Source organism: Leptospira ellinghausenii (genome assembly GCF_003114815.1).
GTDB classification, from domain to species: domain Bacteria; phylum Spirochaetota; class Leptospiria; order Leptospirales; family Leptospiraceae; genus Leptospira_A; species Leptospira_A ellinghausenii.
In genome coordinates, this window is the sequence record NZ_BFAZ01000002.1 from 329,025 (window position 1) to 343,983 (window position 14,959).

Annotated in this window: 15 protein-coding genes, 1 tRNA gene and 1 pseudogene; 10 read left to right on the top strand and 7 right to left on the bottom strand. The window is 39.6% G+C overall.

The window, feature by feature from the left end; all coding sequences use genetic code 11:
• Window positions 1-43: 43 nt before the first annotated feature.
• Entirely contained in the window at window positions 44-1,846 is a 1,803-nt protein-coding gene (locus tag DI076_RS02130) for a methyl-accepting chemotaxis protein (RefSeq protein WP_108958369.1), read from the top strand.
• Here DI076_RS02130 and omp85 read toward each other — a convergent pair.
• From omp85 to DI076_RS02155, 4 genes are all read right to left on the bottom strand, one after another.
• Complete coding sequence (gene omp85, locus DI076_RS02135) at window positions 1,843-3,375, bottom strand: Omp85 family outer membrane protein (RefSeq protein ID WP_245918214.1); 1,533 nt, start codon at window positions 3,373-3,375, stop codon at window positions 1,843-1,845. The genes DI076_RS02130 and omp85 overlap by 4 nt on opposite strands.
• Before the next feature lie 300 nt (window positions 3,376-3,675).
• Complete coding sequence (locus DI076_RS02140) at window positions 3,676-3,972, bottom strand: hypothetical protein (RefSeq protein ID WP_108958370.1); 297 nt, start codon at window positions 3,970-3,972, stop codon at window positions 3,676-3,678.
• A gap of 783 nt (window positions 3,973-4,755) precedes the next feature.
• Window positions 4,756-4,830: transfer RNA gene (locus DI076_RS02150), tRNA-Arg, on the bottom strand.
• Between the two features lie 19 nt (window positions 4,831-4,849).
• Complete coding sequence (locus DI076_RS02155) at window positions 4,850-5,692, bottom strand: hypothetical protein (protein WP_108958372.1); 843 nt, start codon at window positions 5,690-5,692, stop codon at window positions 4,850-4,852.
• A gap of 32 nt (window positions 5,693-5,724) precedes the next feature.
• On the opposite strand from DI076_RS02155, the gene DI076_RS02160 reads away from it, so the two are divergent.
• From DI076_RS02160 to DI076_RS02185, 6 genes are all read left to right on the top strand, one after another.
• Window positions 5,725-6,081: an HIT family protein gene (locus DI076_RS02160; RefSeq protein WP_108958373.1), complete on the top strand. Its 357-nt coding sequence runs from the start codon at window positions 5,725-5,727 to the stop codon at window positions 6,079-6,081.
• Between the two features lie 39 nt (window positions 6,082-6,120).
• A complete protein-coding gene (locus DI076_RS02165; protein WP_108958374.1) occupies window positions 6,121-6,882 on the top strand; it encodes a polyphosphate kinase 2 family protein in 762 nt (253 codons plus the stop codon).
• Entirely contained in the window at window positions 6,879-7,619 is a 741-nt protein-coding gene (locus DI076_RS02170) for a UDP-galactose-lipid carrier transferase (RefSeq protein WP_108958375.1), read from the top strand. Before DI076_RS02165 ends, DI076_RS02170 begins: the two co-directional genes overlap by 4 nt.
• 55 nt (window positions 7,620-7,674) lie before the next feature.
• The gene (locus tag DI076_RS02175; RefSeq protein WP_135358371.1) at window positions 7,675-8,115 is read left to right on the top strand and encodes a hypothetical protein; all 441 of its coding nucleotides are present in this window, start codon (window positions 7,675-7,677) and stop codon (window positions 8,113-8,115) included.
• Between the two features lie 208 nt (window positions 8,116-8,323).
• A complete protein-coding gene (locus tag DI076_RS02180) occupies window positions 8,324-8,794 on the top strand; it encodes a MarR family winged helix-turn-helix transcriptional regulator (RefSeq protein ID WP_108958424.1) in 471 nt (156 codons plus the stop codon).
• An 11-nt stretch (window positions 8,795-8,805) separates the two neighbouring features.
• Window positions 8,806-9,114 carry a DUF1398 domain-containing protein gene (locus DI076_RS02185; protein ID WP_108958425.1) on the top strand — a complete coding sequence of 103 codons (309 nt, stop codon included), beginning with the start codon at window positions 8,806-8,808 and terminating at the stop codon, window positions 9,112-9,114.
• Here the strand turns inward: DI076_RS02185 and DI076_RS02190 are convergent.
• The 3 genes from DI076_RS02190 to DI076_RS02200 are packed head-to-tail and all read right to left on the bottom strand — an operon-like array spanning window position 9,105 to window position 12,322.
• Complete coding sequence (locus tag DI076_RS02190; protein ID WP_108958377.1) at window positions 9,105-9,716, bottom strand: hypothetical protein; 612 nt, start codon at window positions 9,714-9,716, stop codon at window positions 9,105-9,107. The genes DI076_RS02185 and DI076_RS02190 overlap by 10 nt on opposite strands.
• Window positions 9,716-11,215, bottom strand: a complete 1,500-nt coding sequence (locus tag DI076_RS02195) for an NAD(P)H-hydrate epimerase (RefSeq protein WP_108958378.1) — start codon at window positions 11,213-11,215, stop codon at window positions 9,716-9,718. Before DI076_RS02195 ends, DI076_RS02190 begins: the two co-directional genes overlap by 1 nt.
• Entirely contained in the window at window positions 11,216-12,322 is a 1,107-nt protein-coding gene (locus DI076_RS02200) for an LIC_12708 family protein (protein ID WP_108958379.1), read from the bottom strand.
• A gap of 132 nt (window positions 12,323-12,454) precedes the next feature.
• On the opposite strand from DI076_RS02200, the gene rimP reads away from it, so the two are divergent.
• From rimP to DI076_RS02215, 3 genes and pseudogenes are all read left to right on the top strand, one after another.
• On the top strand, window positions 12,455-12,943 hold the full coding sequence (rimP, locus tag DI076_RS02205; RefSeq protein WP_238760995.1) for a ribosome maturation factor RimP: 489 nt from the start codon (window positions 12,455-12,457) through the stop codon (window positions 12,941-12,943).
• 4 nt (window positions 12,944-12,947) lie between these two features.
• Complete coding sequence (gene nusA, locus DI076_RS02210; RefSeq protein ID WP_100718894.1) at window positions 12,948-14,348, top strand: transcription termination factor NusA; 1,401 nt, start codon at window positions 12,948-12,950, stop codon at window positions 14,346-14,348.
• A gap of 15 nt (window positions 14,349-14,363) precedes the next feature.
• A pseudogene (locus DI076_RS02215) lies at window positions 14,364-14,959 on the top strand (translation initiation factor IF-2); the annotation flags it as partial.

Below are 14,959 nucleotides of genomic sequence, written 5' to 3' on the forward strand. Positions count from 1 at the left end.
TCTCCGCTTTTCCTACACTGTCCTGAAAAAGGAAAAAGCGGAAATGAATGAAGCCAAAATTAAATCTTTATGTTGGCGGTTGACAATCGGATTAGAATTACTGACAGCTGTGCTTGCTGTACCAACTGCAGTCTTATTCATTGTCATTGCAGGTGTATATTCATTTGATAAGTCGGTACTAGTTGTGTTAGGTGCAACCATTGCACTCTTTACCTCTTATGTTATCCCTATCATTCGTTTCCTAAGACTTAAAAAATTACTCACAAAAACAATTCCTGCTTCATTTCAAGCTTTATCACTCGAAGAAAAGCAGAAGATTAAATTAACACTTTTGAAATTTCCAAAACATAATTTGGGTTATTTTTTGATTCAATGGAGTTTCGGAATTCCATTCGCTGCTTTTGTCACATTTCAATTTTTTACTCCAACACTCGCAGAATACCTTCCTTATATCATTTTGCCAATTCTCATATATCCAGTATTAGGTGTTTCACACTTTTTTTTAAGTGAACTCGTGATCTCAGAGGTTTTGGTTACGCCAGAGTTAAAAGACTTACCGTTAAATTCTGAAAAAATTCCGAAGGTTGGGATTTATGCGCGAATCTTTTTTACAATGTCTGCTGTGTTTAGTATGACACTCACTGCATTAGGATACCTACTTTTAGCGGAAGTGACTAAATTTGTACAAATCCAAAATGCAGAAGTGACTTTGGTGTTGATGGCAGCATTTATCACCATCAATATATTTGTGCTCACTTCTCTTTTTGTAAAAGCAATGAAATTTAATACGATCCAAATGGCAAATCGTTATAAATCTTTAGCAGCTGGGGATTTAAGTGAATCCGTTCCCATCATTTCTACGGATGAACTAGGACATGGATCCATTTCTCTCAATTCTTTTATCACAAGCATCCGAAAAATTACATCCACTGTCATTGAAGAATCCGATAAAGTAAATTCAGATGCGAAGGTAATTGCAACACAAACGCAAGGATTAACCCAGGCAATGATGGAACAAGCTTCTTCTTCTGAAGAGATGTCAGCAGGTGTTGAGGAGATGTCAGCAAGCATTCGTTCTACGGCTTTTGGAGCAAAAAAACAACATGATATTACAAAAGAAGCAAAAGACTTAGTAATTGGTATGGAGTCTTCGATCGTATCCATCCATGATATGATGAACTTAACAGAAACTGAAACCAAACAAATGGAAGAGGAAACGAAGTTGGGTCAATCTGCACTTCACTCTACTTTGGTTGCGATGTCTGATATAGAATCGAGTGTTGAAAACACATCAAATGTAATCCAGGTGATAGGCGAAATTTCAGATAAAATTGGTTTATTATCTCTCAATGCTTCCATTGAAGCTGCAAGAGCAGGGGATGCAGGAAGAGGATTTGCAGTCGTTGCCAGTGAGATTTCTAAATTAGGAGAACAGACTCTTTCCAATACAAAAAGAATTTTGGAAGCAGTATCAAAAGCTTCCTCCTCGACAAAATCAGGAAGACTTGCTGTATCGAATACTGAAAAAACCTTCACTCAAATTGGGAAGTCTGTCCACACAACAATTGAACTCATCAAACAATCTAGTGACATGACAAAACAACAATTAGAACTAGTGAAAAATGTAAAAGAGAATATTGAAAAATTGACAATGTCTGCAATGGAAATTGAACAAAACACCAATGAGCAGGCAAGTACTTCGGAAGAACTTGCAAAAAGTATTGCAACCATTACTGAAGGTACTGAATATTTAAATCAGTTTGTGAATGATATTGATAAGTTGTGTTCAGCGTTGTCCGATAAAGCTTCTAACTTAAGACAAACGATCGATTTTTTCAAAATCTAAAAGACGTGACTAAAGTTTACGAATAATTGTTCGTCTTCTCTTGATTTGGCATAATCAATCATAATGATGGTTGCTTGGTTCCATGCGATACGTAATCCAATCCCTTTGGAATAAAAATAATTTTTTAAATTAATTTTATGTTCATCATCCCAAACCCTTCCATAGTCAAAAAACGGTACGATATTAAAGGCAAAAAACTCTGAACCTAATTTTGCTTCGGCAAATTTCCATCGAATTTCCGAATTTCCCCATCCCATCGCTCGCCCAACAAAACGATCTTGTTTGAATCCACGTAACGTACGAAGTCCACCAAGTCCTCCCACTAGACCTTCCGTTCCCCACATATTTCTGTATTCAAAAAAGGGAGCATCTCCTTCTGTCACACCAAGTCCAAATCGATTTGCCACAACTAATTTATCAACTAACTTGGGGAAGGGGCTCCAAAACATTTTTGTTTGGGCGAAATACTTTTGGAATTGGAAGTCCGAACCCATTGCTTTGCTATGTTTTTCGTAAGTTACTTCCGCAAAAATACCTGAATTAGGATCTGGTTCAAAATCGCGTGTATCGTACACAATTCCCAGTCGTAATGCGTTTACATACCCACCTTGGTAACCGATTATTTTTTTCCCTTCGTGGTCTTCTGTAAGTCTTGTTTTTCCATTCGGAACATCTGCTGCTAATTGGTCAAACGTTGGATCTACACCTCGTACCATTTTTCCATCATAAGTGCGAATGATATTGTTTGAAAATTTTAATCCAGATACTAATCGAACCGTCCCACCAAAGAATGATCTTTCTCCACTTACGGCTGCCATTGGAGTTTCAATGGTATACCGATTGTACATTCTGTCTGTCACCACATAACCAGGCATTTGTGGGATTCCTGAAAATGTTTTTCCACCGACAGAAAAAGGATCAGAACTAGTCCCTGGCCGATAAAAAGTCAAATTGGTTTCTTGGTCGACGAAACTTGCATGATTCACCTGACGATTATAAGGTTGGTTCCTCTCTAAATAGGATAAGGACCTCATACTCGATTCACCAATACCAAAGTACAAAGTAGTTGGAGTGATGGTTAAAAATGCATCTGCACGTAGTCTCCATTGTGTATCCGCTATAAATGGCATATCCAAACTGATTTGGTGGTACTGTGCATTTTTATTCGTATTAAAATACTGTGCGAAGAGTCTCATTCGGTAAGGTGTGTAATGAAAAAGCGGATCAGTTTTGGGTCCATTATTATAGATATATGCTCTTGCACCATAACCGATGCCTTCATTTGGATCGGAATTGATGAGTGGTAGACCTGTTGGATACCAACCATCCTTTTTGTCTTCAATGTCCTTTTTGCAAAGTTGTTTGGAAACATCCATTGGAAAGGGAAGATTTTTAGGAGGAGGGTCTTTGATGCACCCAGGTTCTGGGATGGCTTCTTGTCCTTGGAGACCAAAAGTGAGCCCCAAAGAAACAATAACGAACACAAAGAATCCTTTTTTTGCCAAACGAAGTTCCAAACCAAAACCCATAAGAGGAGGAAACTGGACGAAATGTACAACTTGTCAATATAAAAAGTGAGTGTTCACTCATTTTTTGGAGAGGGAAAGGAAAATGGCGGAATTGAGTGCTCAAAATATTGAAGTGATTGCAATGGTGAAACTCAATTTTTCAAATTTGAAAATGCGAATGAAGTAGATAAAGAAAGGTTCGTTAAAAAAACTAACTGAAATTTGGTCACTTTAGCATTCAATCAGATGTAAAGCTCTTTTAAGGATAATCAACTCAATGATAGAAAATGCCCAACCAATCATAAGGCTGGGCAAATTAGATTATTCGATCGTCGCAGCAGTACTATAAGAAGTTGTGGAAGTGATTGTTCGAACCATTCCATTTCCTACACTAAGGAATACAGATGAGCATGTAGTTCCACCATCATAACTTACCGCAAAACTACCTTCTGGAATTGAGAAATAACTAGAAGTAACACCATTGGCAACGTTACCGATTGTAGCTGCTAAAGTTCCACCACCACAAGTTGCAGATGTATGAAGCGTATAATTTTCAGTTGAACCACTATTATTGATGAATCGTAACCTGGGCAGCGATGATGATTTTGTGTAGGTCATAGTGCTTCCGGATGAAGTACAAGAACTTTGATTTGATGAATGGCTTGAAGAAGTCGTACTATTCGTAAAAAAATCATAAAATCTAATTGTAGTATTAGTATTGAGTCGAGTGTATAATCCGGAACACGTTCCTACTACAGAAGATGTAGAGCATCTTGCAGTTTGTGAAAAAGTACCAAATAGACTTGTACAAGTTGACCTTGCACTCGCTATAGACACAGTAGTACCCGACCATTCATGGCAAAGACTTTGGAAGCTACCACTTAAACTACAAGAACATACACCTGCTGCACATGTTGCAGGATTTGCTAATACGAGAAGAAATGTTGTTTCGGGATCAAGCTCCAATCCCTTTTCCTTCGATTGACAGTTAGTGAGAGATAAAATTAAAAAAAACAAAAGATAAAAATTCATAATTAACGAATATTTGTTTATAACCATGTTTCCACCTAACTCAATAGGATATTATAGCACCTGTTTCGTCAATATATTTTAAATTGGTTTATACGAATTTCTATGTATACTTACTAGGCAAATTTTTTCTGTTAGTTTCATATGAGCATCTTGTTTTAAGGGTGGTGCCTAAAGGAGGGAATCGCCCTCTCCGCTGCCAACACATCCTGTGTTGGCAACGCTCCGAGGCACGGTTTTGTTCGTCGCCTCCCATCCAGGTCGGCTTAACCAAATCATTGCTCCCTATGGGTCGCAAAGATTTGGCTCACAAAACTGTTCGATTCCCAGCTTTATTTTGTTAGTTGGATTTGATTACGAAGTATTGAAATCTGGTGCCCCAGGAGGGAATCGAACCCCCACTGTCGGTTCCGAAGACCGATGTTCTATCCGTTGAACTACCAGGGCATATGATTGGGATGTATTGTCAGAATAGGTGGACCCTGTCTTCGGGCAATTGATTTTTTGGAAAAGAAAAACTCATTCGAACAATGTAGAGAAAGAGTAAGATGGTCCATACCACAAGTAGGATTCGTAAGAATAAAAAGACAAAGTAAATCGGTCTTGGTTTCCCTGGAACAAGAAAGATGGTTAAGTCATTTGCTTGGAACAAGAGGGAACCTGGGATTTTTTTGCGGATGGCATCAAAGTTCTTCCTAAATTCACCTAAACGTTCAGAAGGGTCCAAAGCAAAATCGTTGGTATACCGTAAGGAACCTTCATCACCAAATGCATAAAAGGAAGTTTCCCAACCTATAAAATCAAAGTGAATTGGAAAAGTACCAGGTGGGTTTCGAATGAAAAAATAAATGGTTCCGCCTTCATAAGGGAAGGAGGGGATTTGGCCTTCTAGTCTGATTTTGTTTTTGCTAAATCCATCTTCATAAAAATCAGACCAATCACCCCATTGGTAAATGGTGCCTCGGTCGTCCTTCCATAACAAACCACCCAAATTTCCCAATTGTTCTAAATCTTTTTCCCATTCCGAGGGAATTCCTTTCTCTAAAACTAGTGATTCTTTTTGGATATTGCGATTGCGTAGAGTATGTTTCAAGCGGATGCGTAGATCACGAATTTCAGATTGGTTTGTTTCCAATAGTCGTTTTCGAATTTCAATTTCTTCTTTTTGGAAAGGATCAGAAAAAACAACTTCTGAAAGAGTGAGTAATGATTCTGTGATTGGGTCTTGTTTCTCCAAATTCCCATCTGCAGTGATAGGAGATAAAATGGAGAAAAGAAAGATGAAGAGCACAAAAAAATAGATTCTCATCTTCCTTAGTATCGGCAAAATAGGGACCAATGATGAACTGTCCAATCTGCCAAGCCCATAAAAATCCAGAGGAGATCCTATTTGAAAATGAATTTTGGATCCTACGAAAAGCAAACCAAAACCTCGAAGGTTATCTTTATTTAGAATTAAAAGGCCATGGTGAATCTTGGAGTGGACTCAGTTTACAACAATTGGAAGCTTATGGACGGGCTCTCCACAAAGGAATCGAAATCATAGGTTCCTATTATCCAGAGAAAGTATATATGACCGCCATTGCAGAAAGAGTTCCTCATTTGCATGTCCATTTGATCCCACGTTTCAAAGGCCAAACACCAGGAATTGACCACATCGCTCAGGCAACTGGTCCTGGATTTCCGAAACCAATGTAAAAAAAGGTTGGAGGTTTTTTAAAAATCACCTTAGACTTTTTGTTTGTGATTTTAGAAAGACATCCCACAAACCAAATCCCTCATACTTCGCTTGATGGTATCGAGAGTTTACAAGAACGTTTTTTTCTTTTACAAAGAGAAAGTGCGAACCAAAAAATCGCACATATCTTTATATTAGAAGGCTATGCCTCCACGGGAAAAGGTTCCATCTTACAATCATTAACCATTCGACTTGACCCACGAAAATTCAAAGTTTATTCTCCGTATGTAGACCAATCGGAAGACAGGGGATATCCTTTTTTGTGGAATTTTTGGAAGGTGTTACCTAGGTATGGTGAATTTTTATTTTATTTAAATACATATTACAGTCGTTTGGCGTATCTTAGGTCACAGAAAAAAATCAGTATTTCTGAATATGATCACCGACTCTTATCAATTCTGAATACAGAACGAATTCTATCAAAAGATAAAATCATTGTTCATAAATTCTTTTTGCATCTTTCGAAAAAAGAACAAAAAAAGAGATTTGAGGATGCTAAAAAAAAGAAAAAAGTTTGGGAACTTTCTAGATATGACAAAGACCAAGGAGAACATTGCAAACGTTACTTTGAGATATTCGATTCTATCTTAAGTTCTTCACGTACGGTTGACTCTCCTTGGCTTATCATCTCGACTGATCAAAAAGAGAATACAAAACTTTTAGTTTTCGAAGCGATTTTGGAACGTCTGGAACGTACTTTAAATTTTGATTCCAAAGCAAACTTACAATTGATCAACCACGGAATGGAACTCATCCCATGAAAGAAAATCTTACAAAACCACGGATATTAAATTTGGATCAATTGGATCTTGGTTTGTCACTTACACGTGATGAATACCAAATCCAAATGAAGGAATTAAAAGATAAAATCCGAGAATTAACCTATTTGGCCAAAACGAAAGATACACCAGTTCTGATCGTTTTTGAAGGTTGGGATGCAGCAGGGAAAGGTGGTGCCATTCGTCGGCTAACATCTGAAATTGATCCTCGTTTATTTGAAGTGCACAATATTTCTGCTCCAAACCAAGAAGAAATCCAACACCATTACCTTTGGCGTTTTTGGAACCGGATTCCTAAAATTGGTCAAATAGGAATTTTCGATCGTTCCTACTATGGGCGTGTGTTGGTGGAACGTGTAGAACGTTTTGCTAAGGATTTTGAATGGGAAAGGGCTTACGAAGAAATTTTTTTATTTGAAGAACAACTACAGAGTTTTGGAACCATCATCATTAAGTTCTGGTTACATATCAGTTCGGAAGAACAACTCAAACGATTTGAAGAAAGAAAAAATGATCCTCTAAGGCGTTGGAAATTAACAGAAGAAGACTGGCGTAACCGAGACAAATGGCATTTATATGAAGATGCTGCAAACGAAATGTTTCAAAAAACAGACACTCCAAAAGCCCCTTGGCACCTAGTACCTGCAAACGATAAATACCACGCGCGAGTTATGGTTTTGGATGTTGTCAAAAGAAGGTTAGAAAAAGAATTGGAATGATGTTGGATTTTGTTTTTTATCTTGATTCACCAAGCATTTGTTCTATGATAAGTGAATGAGAAATAAGTATTTGATATTGATTTTATTCTTCGGCTGTTTTTTCCATTGTGGTTTATTCCAAACAAATAACGATTCTGCTAAAAATGGACTTATGGCAGTTTTGGGATTGTCTGCATTTATGGGAATTGGTGCCGGAGGAGACGTAGCAATTGGTGCTACTTATGTTGCATGGGGCACAACCTCATGTGCAACTGGGTGGAACATCGCTTACACAGGTTATATGCAATTACCATATATCCGGTCAGCGACAAGTCCAACCGCACCTTCTTCCAGCGTATCAAATTTAATCTGTTCTGCTTCTACGATCAGTGGATTAACATCTACCCAATTGAGTTTTTATACTAGAGCGAGTGGATCAAATTATGGCCCTCAAGGAGAGATTTATATGACTCAATTTGCCGACAATGTTCAAAACTGTGTTGTTTGTGTAAAATAATCCTTTCCTTAGGAAGAAAACAATCGGTCAAATCAACGATCCGTTTTCTTCCTACAATCTTCTCTAACATTAATCACTATTTTCTTCCTCTTTCAAATATATGAATGAATTCAATTGAAATCAAAAATTCCGAGAATCTACTTCATTCTATATAAAATGACTCTATAATTGCCTTGATAATAGTTTCTTAGGAAACTATGTATTGTTTGTGCAGAAAGGAAATTCAGTGGAACCAAGCCATCTAAAATCCCATTTGGGTTACCATTTACGAGTGGTTTCGAATGCAGTATCACATTCCTTTGCCAAAAAACTAACCAATTTGAATGTAACCGTAGCGGAATGGGTGATCCTTCGAGAGATGTATTCTCATGAAAAGAATACTTCCCCGAGTATCGTTGCAGAGATCACGGGCCTCAGTCGAGGTGCAGTCTCAAAACTCATCGATCGACTGTTACACAAAGGACTTGTGAGTCGTGAAGAAGATACAAGTGACCGTCGCTACCAGGAGATCAAAGTCACTAGACAGGGAAAAACACTGGTCCCAAAACTTGCAAAGATAGCTGACGAAAATGATGAGGCCTTTTTTTCACATTTGACTCCATTGGAAAAAAAGGAACTGCGTAATATTTTGAAGAAACTCACGAACTTACTCAATTTAAATACAAACCCAATCGAATGAGGAAACAACGAATGTCAAACCTAGTGACTAAACTTACAGAAGCTCAAAAGTATGCCATGTCCATCCGACCAAAGGTCGGTGGATTTCCTGTCTTTGCTGAAGTCTTAAGGCAAGCTGGTGTGATTATGAACCGATGGACCTTACCGTCTTGTCAGTCCGTTTATCAGATGCAAGGTGGTTCTGTTCTCCAACAGGGAACTCCAATTGTATCAGGTGTTCATGAAATACCTGTGTTTCAAAAAGAGAAATTGATTAAGGCACTCCGCAAAGACCAAAATGGTGAAAGTTATACTGAGGAGTACATGGAAGTTCATTTATAAGGTTTTTGTTTGATTTGAAAAGTAAATGTCCTATCATTTGTATGGATCACCACTTGCGCATAAAACCCTAAATCAAGGGAACGAAACTTTGAACGAAAGATAGAAGCATCTTCATCAAAAATTTCCTTTCGGCAATCAGGCACAAGTGACTTCCATTTTTCTTTGGAAACAGAATGGTATAAAAATCCATTTGCCTCGGAAGGAATGGTCCTATTTTCCCATTCAATGGGTTCCGAAAAACACAAAATACCATTTTTGGTTTTGATCCTAAACTCGGATTTCCATGTGGCAAATGGAACTTTGGTTTCTGATTTAGTATGATTTTCAATGAATAAAAAATAACCTTGGTATGTTGGGTCTTCTTCTCTTGATAAACTCAAATAAATAGGATACCCATCTACCACTTGTTTGTCGGATTTTGTGCTATTTTGAAAACTTCCTGGGTTCAGAGCTTTAAAGCCAATGTAAAAAATAAGAATAACTAAAACCAAATCGATAAAAAGGACAATTTGCCTCCATCTCGTTTTTTTATGTTTCTCATTGATTTGTTTTAGATAGTCACGGAATTCTTCCGGTGAACGTGAGTGGTATCCTTTTCCCATTACAATGTCTCCACAAGTGATGTTAAGATTTGGTTTGCAGTAGGATAGGGTTCCTCTAATAGTTTGGATTGGTCTAAAAACGATAAAGCGAGTAAAACCACTTCTGGTACTGACAAATCCAAATCCAAACTAAAATAACGTGCTAGGATTCCTGATAATAAATCACCTGTTCCCATGGTTGCCAGTTTCGGATTCGGAGATTCCCAAACGTAACTGGTCCCATCTGGGCATACAAGAAGGCTTACAAATGATTTTAAGAGCACATACACCTGGTGTTCTTTTGTGAAACTGATCAGTGTATCATAGGCTTCCTGCACGGAGTTGTGTATTTTACCCGTCATGCGGTTGAGTTCGCCTACATGTGGAGTGAGGATCACTCGTTCCCCTATGGGAAGTTTGGTTCCCTTACTAGGAATGGCACCAGCATCCAAAAGCAATGTTTTACCAGGTTCCAATTTCCATCCATCTAGGCCTTTTGGGTAAGAAGTGAGTCCTGGCCCAACTACGATAGTTTTGGTTTTGGCAAAAAAAGGATCACTCACCATTGACAAAAAATCAGATGTCAATGCCATCTTCGATAAGTCTTCTTTTAAAACTAAATTTTTGATGGATTTTGAAGGTGAAAATACTTTAGAGATTCCGCCACCTAACCTGGAAAAGGCAGATTCTGAAAGTAGGATGGCACCTTCCATTCCTTCTCCACCTCCATAAAACATCGCAGACCCTGCACTGTATTTATGTGCTTTGTGTTTTCGTTTGAGGACTTGGGTCGCTTGTTCTAGATCTGGTTCTAAATAATATCGTTTGGAAAAATTGGTGTCTGTTAAATGAGTGCGGATGGGAAACCCAATGGATTCATAATACCTTGAGATAAGGTTATCTTTTTCATAAATATACCCAACATTTTCCCATTTACGAGTACCAAGTTCCTCAATGGAATCGGAATACACAAATATTGGATTTTCTTTGGACCACTTGCCTAAGTGGTACGGATCCCATCCACTCGGAGTATCGAGTGATAGTCTGTAAAAAATAACATCAGAATCATTGATTGCTGCTATTGTGGATTTTAATTCGGATGTGATAGGGGATTGGAATCCGGTTCCTAGGAGTGCATCTACGAGTAGGACAGAATCTGCTTTCTCAATGTCTAAATCTGCTTCAAATTTTTGTAAATCACCAATAGAACCTAATGTAGATTTTACGAGTGATTCATAAAATTTTCCCGCAATGTTTTTGTTTGGTGAGGTTTGGTATACCTTAACATCATATCCTTCTTGGAAAAGAGTGTGAGCAAGTGCATACCCATCACCACCGTTTCCACCACTCCCACAAACAATCCATATGGATTCTGCTGTTTTCCAAAGGTCTTCATTGGCATGAAATACTGATAAGGCGGCCATACCCATAAGAGTTTGTTCAGAAAACCCGAGAGAGGAAATTGCCAATGAATCTAAATTTTTTGATTCTTTGTTCGTAAAAAGAGGGATCCGTTTCATTTAAATCCAGCGGTACACTTCTAAAGCACCCGCACGAATGCGCACAGAATAAATGGTATCAAAGGCATCCGTATATGTTTCTCTCCACTGTCCGCGTGGACTGGAAAAAGGAATTCGTTTGTTATTGATGTGGTTTCCTTCTTTGTCATGGACTTGGAGGCGGACTGAGTTTCCTCCATCTTCTGTTTCCCAAATATAAAATTCTCCGTTGTTGCGGATGGAAAATAAAATTTCAGAAGGGTCTTGGATTTCTTTTAAAAGTTCTGATTGTTTGGAATCAAATTGGAACCTGTAAATACGGCGAAATTTAAACCGTTTGTCTTTTTTGGAATCATAACTAAAAGAACCGAGGACATACTCACCTTCTGGGTGGGGGAGAAGTTTATCTAAGGTGATGTCATATTCTTTTGCATCGTTACTATTGAATACGTCCAAAGTAGATTCTTTTAAGTTCCCTTTGAGTTCTCCTTCTTCAAAATAGGAGAGGCGCATCTCTTCTGCAATCCGATGGTATACGAATAATTTGTCCCCTTCACCTGGTAAAATGGATTCAATGTAACGGAATGGTTCTGAGTTTTTTCCAGAAGCACCTAACATAAATTTCACAACACCTTTTTGGGTGATTTGCACAAGAAAGGAAGGAAGCACCGTTGTCCCTTGTGTGGAAAAAGCCCCACTATAGGTTTTGTATAAATTCTCTTGTCCGGGTGGGAGTTCCATCCCTTTGGAAGAAATTCGGTTTTGGACCACGAGGTCACCGTCTTCATTCATGGCCACAATCCCGATCCCACCAAAACGGAACGGGTAGTGGGGGATCCCTGCCACAGATTTGAAATCTGGGTTTCCGATGGTGGCATCTAGCCTTCCATTCCGATCAAAGAGTTTGATGACTGACTGTTTGTTGTCGGCAAGGGCCGAAATATTCGAGGAAGTAGGGATGGTTAAGGGAACATTGGTCAATACCTGGTTTACCACCACACCTTCAAAGGTTTCATTTGTGACCCCAAGAGGGATTCGGAAGAGGATTTCTTCTTTTAGGTTCTCAACACGGAAACGTAAGCAGGAAACAGAAACAAAAAGAAGGAGGCTAAAGTAAAGGGGTCTCATGGTGCAACATCCATTCCCTAATTTTTTATTTACAGGACAACTCGCTTTTCCTAGCCTGTCATGAGACGTGCTAAATTTTAGCATGAGCTTTGGTCTCTTATACGGATTCCTATTGGAATCTTTGGATATGGTTTGGTATATACCGAGGAAAACATCAGAGAACTGATTTTACGAGTTCTCGCTCCACCTCTAGCGCTTTTTTCGCTCCAAGTACAGAATCGGAAAAACCACGCCCTCATTGAGATAGAACTTGATCATCTCACAGACAAAACTGGCTCTGCTAGTTTGGAAGATTGTGAGACTGTGTCTAGGAGACTCAAAGAGGAGCTGGACCAATGGGGAGAGGAATTTGATTTCACTCTCCAAGTCTCCTCCGCGGGAGCAGAACGTGTTTTACGTTTGCCGGAGGATTTAATTCGTTTCCAAGGACTTTTAGCAAAACTAGAAGTGCCGCTGGAATCAGGGAAATGGGACAAACGATTATTTCGTTTGGGACCGGTTTCGGGGGATTCCGTTGAGCTTACGCTTTACGATCGTAAAACTCGACACAAAAAGAACCAAAAATCGGTATCTATGCCCATCGCAGAAATACGAAAGGGAAATTTGTATTTAGAAATTTAAGACTATGGCGACAAAACAAGCAACGAAAGAAACTGGGCTATTCGAAGCCATCCAACAATTCTGTCAGGATAAATCTCTTGATAAAGATCTCGTATACGGTGTCATCCGCGACTCACTCCTTGCCGCCTATCGCAAAAAAGTCGGTTTAGAAGCGGAAACCGATGACCGTTGCCAAGTTGAATTTGGCTCCGACAATAAAAATGAAATCATTATCTCTGTATTACGCGATGTCGTAGAAGGGAAAACAACAAACCCACTCGAAATTTCTTTGGAAGATGCTGTTAAAATCGATCCAAAAATTGAAGTGGGAAACCAAATCCGAGTGTTTGAAAAACCACAGGACTTGTCTCGGGTTCTTTCGAGCCAAGCCAAACAAATGGTATTCCAACGCCTTCGCGATATGGAAAAAGAATTACTCTACCAAGAATACAAATCCAAAGAAGGGGAACTCACACACGGGTACTTCCAACGTTGGAAAAAAGACATCATGTCCATCGACCTGGGAAAGGTAGAAGGCATCATGCTGAAAAAAGACCAAAACCCTGGTGAAAAATACCGCCAAGGGGACCGTCTCAAAGCCATTATTTCTCGCGTGGAACTAAGGCCCCGTGAACCAATGCCAGTGATCACACTTTCACGTGCTTCTGGTGACTTTGTGAAAAAACTCTTTGAAATGGAAATTCCTGAAGTGTATGATGGAATTGTCGAAATCAGAGATGTTGCTCGCATTCCATCTTACAGAACAAAAGTGGTTGTGACCACAAGTAAGTCCGATGTAGACCCAGTGGGTGCTTGTGTGGGAATGAAAGGGGTTCGGATCCAGGCGATTGTTCGGGAACTGGGAAATGAGAGGATTGATATTGTCCTCCATTCGGATGAGCCAAGTGTTTTTATCGCCAATGCCATTTCTCCTGCAAAACCAGTGGAAGTGCATGTGGACAGAAAACGTGGAGATGCACTTGTGATTGTTCCAGATGAATCTTTATCGCTTGCGATTGGGATCAACGGGTCCAATGTCAAACTAGTGTCTCAACTTTCTGGATTCAAAATCGACATCAAAACTGTATCACAATACAACCAAGAACTCGCGTCGCCTGAAGCACGCGAAAAACTCGACCGACTTTTCAATGCACAACAAGAAGCAATGGAAGAATCGGAAGACAATTACAACCAATCGGGACAAGAAGAAGAGGAAGAAGATTCTGGTTACACACCTCTTTCGGAAATCCCTGGTCTCACTCCAAGAATCGTCGGTCTACTAGAGGCCGGTGGGATCAAAAATGTGGAAACCCTTCTCGAGTTCAGCCAGGAAGAACTTTCGAAAATTTCCGGAATCGGAAAAACTACGGCAGAACAAATTTTACGTCTGTTACGTGAGTCAATCGAATGGGTAGAAGAGGGTTAAGTTTTAAGGCATAATATGGAAGAGCAAAAATCGATAAAAGAAACCCTCCAGCAGGGAGCCAGTGGTGACAAAACCAAGAAAAAACTTGTCATCAAAAAGAAAGCGGCCCCTTCTGATGAGAAAAAAGAATCCGGTTCCCAAAGCCAACAACAAGCGGCGGAAGTGAAACAACCTTCCACTTCTGGTGGGGACAAAAAAAAGGATTTAAACGAACTCATTCGCGAAGAAGCAAAACGACAAGGTCTTGGATCCGGTCCGCAAGCTCCTTCCCAAGCCTCTCCGATTGTATCTCGACCTGACAGAAAACCGGACCCTCTTCCGCAAGCCGAAAGAGAAAAACCGCAGATGGACCGCAAACCGGAATCCATTCTTTCAGGGGACACATCCTCGCCAAACTACCGTTCCGGTGGTGGCCAAGGTGGTGGAAACCAAGGTTATTTTAGAAAAGAAGACCGTAATCCAATTGTTAGCCGACCAACAACTCCACGTCCGCAAAGACCAGAAGGGCAAGGTGGTGGGTACCAAGGGAACCGTGGTCCAGGACAAGGTGGTGGTTACCAAGGAAACAGAGGCCCAGGCCAAGGTGGTCCAGGTGGTGGTTACCAAGGGAA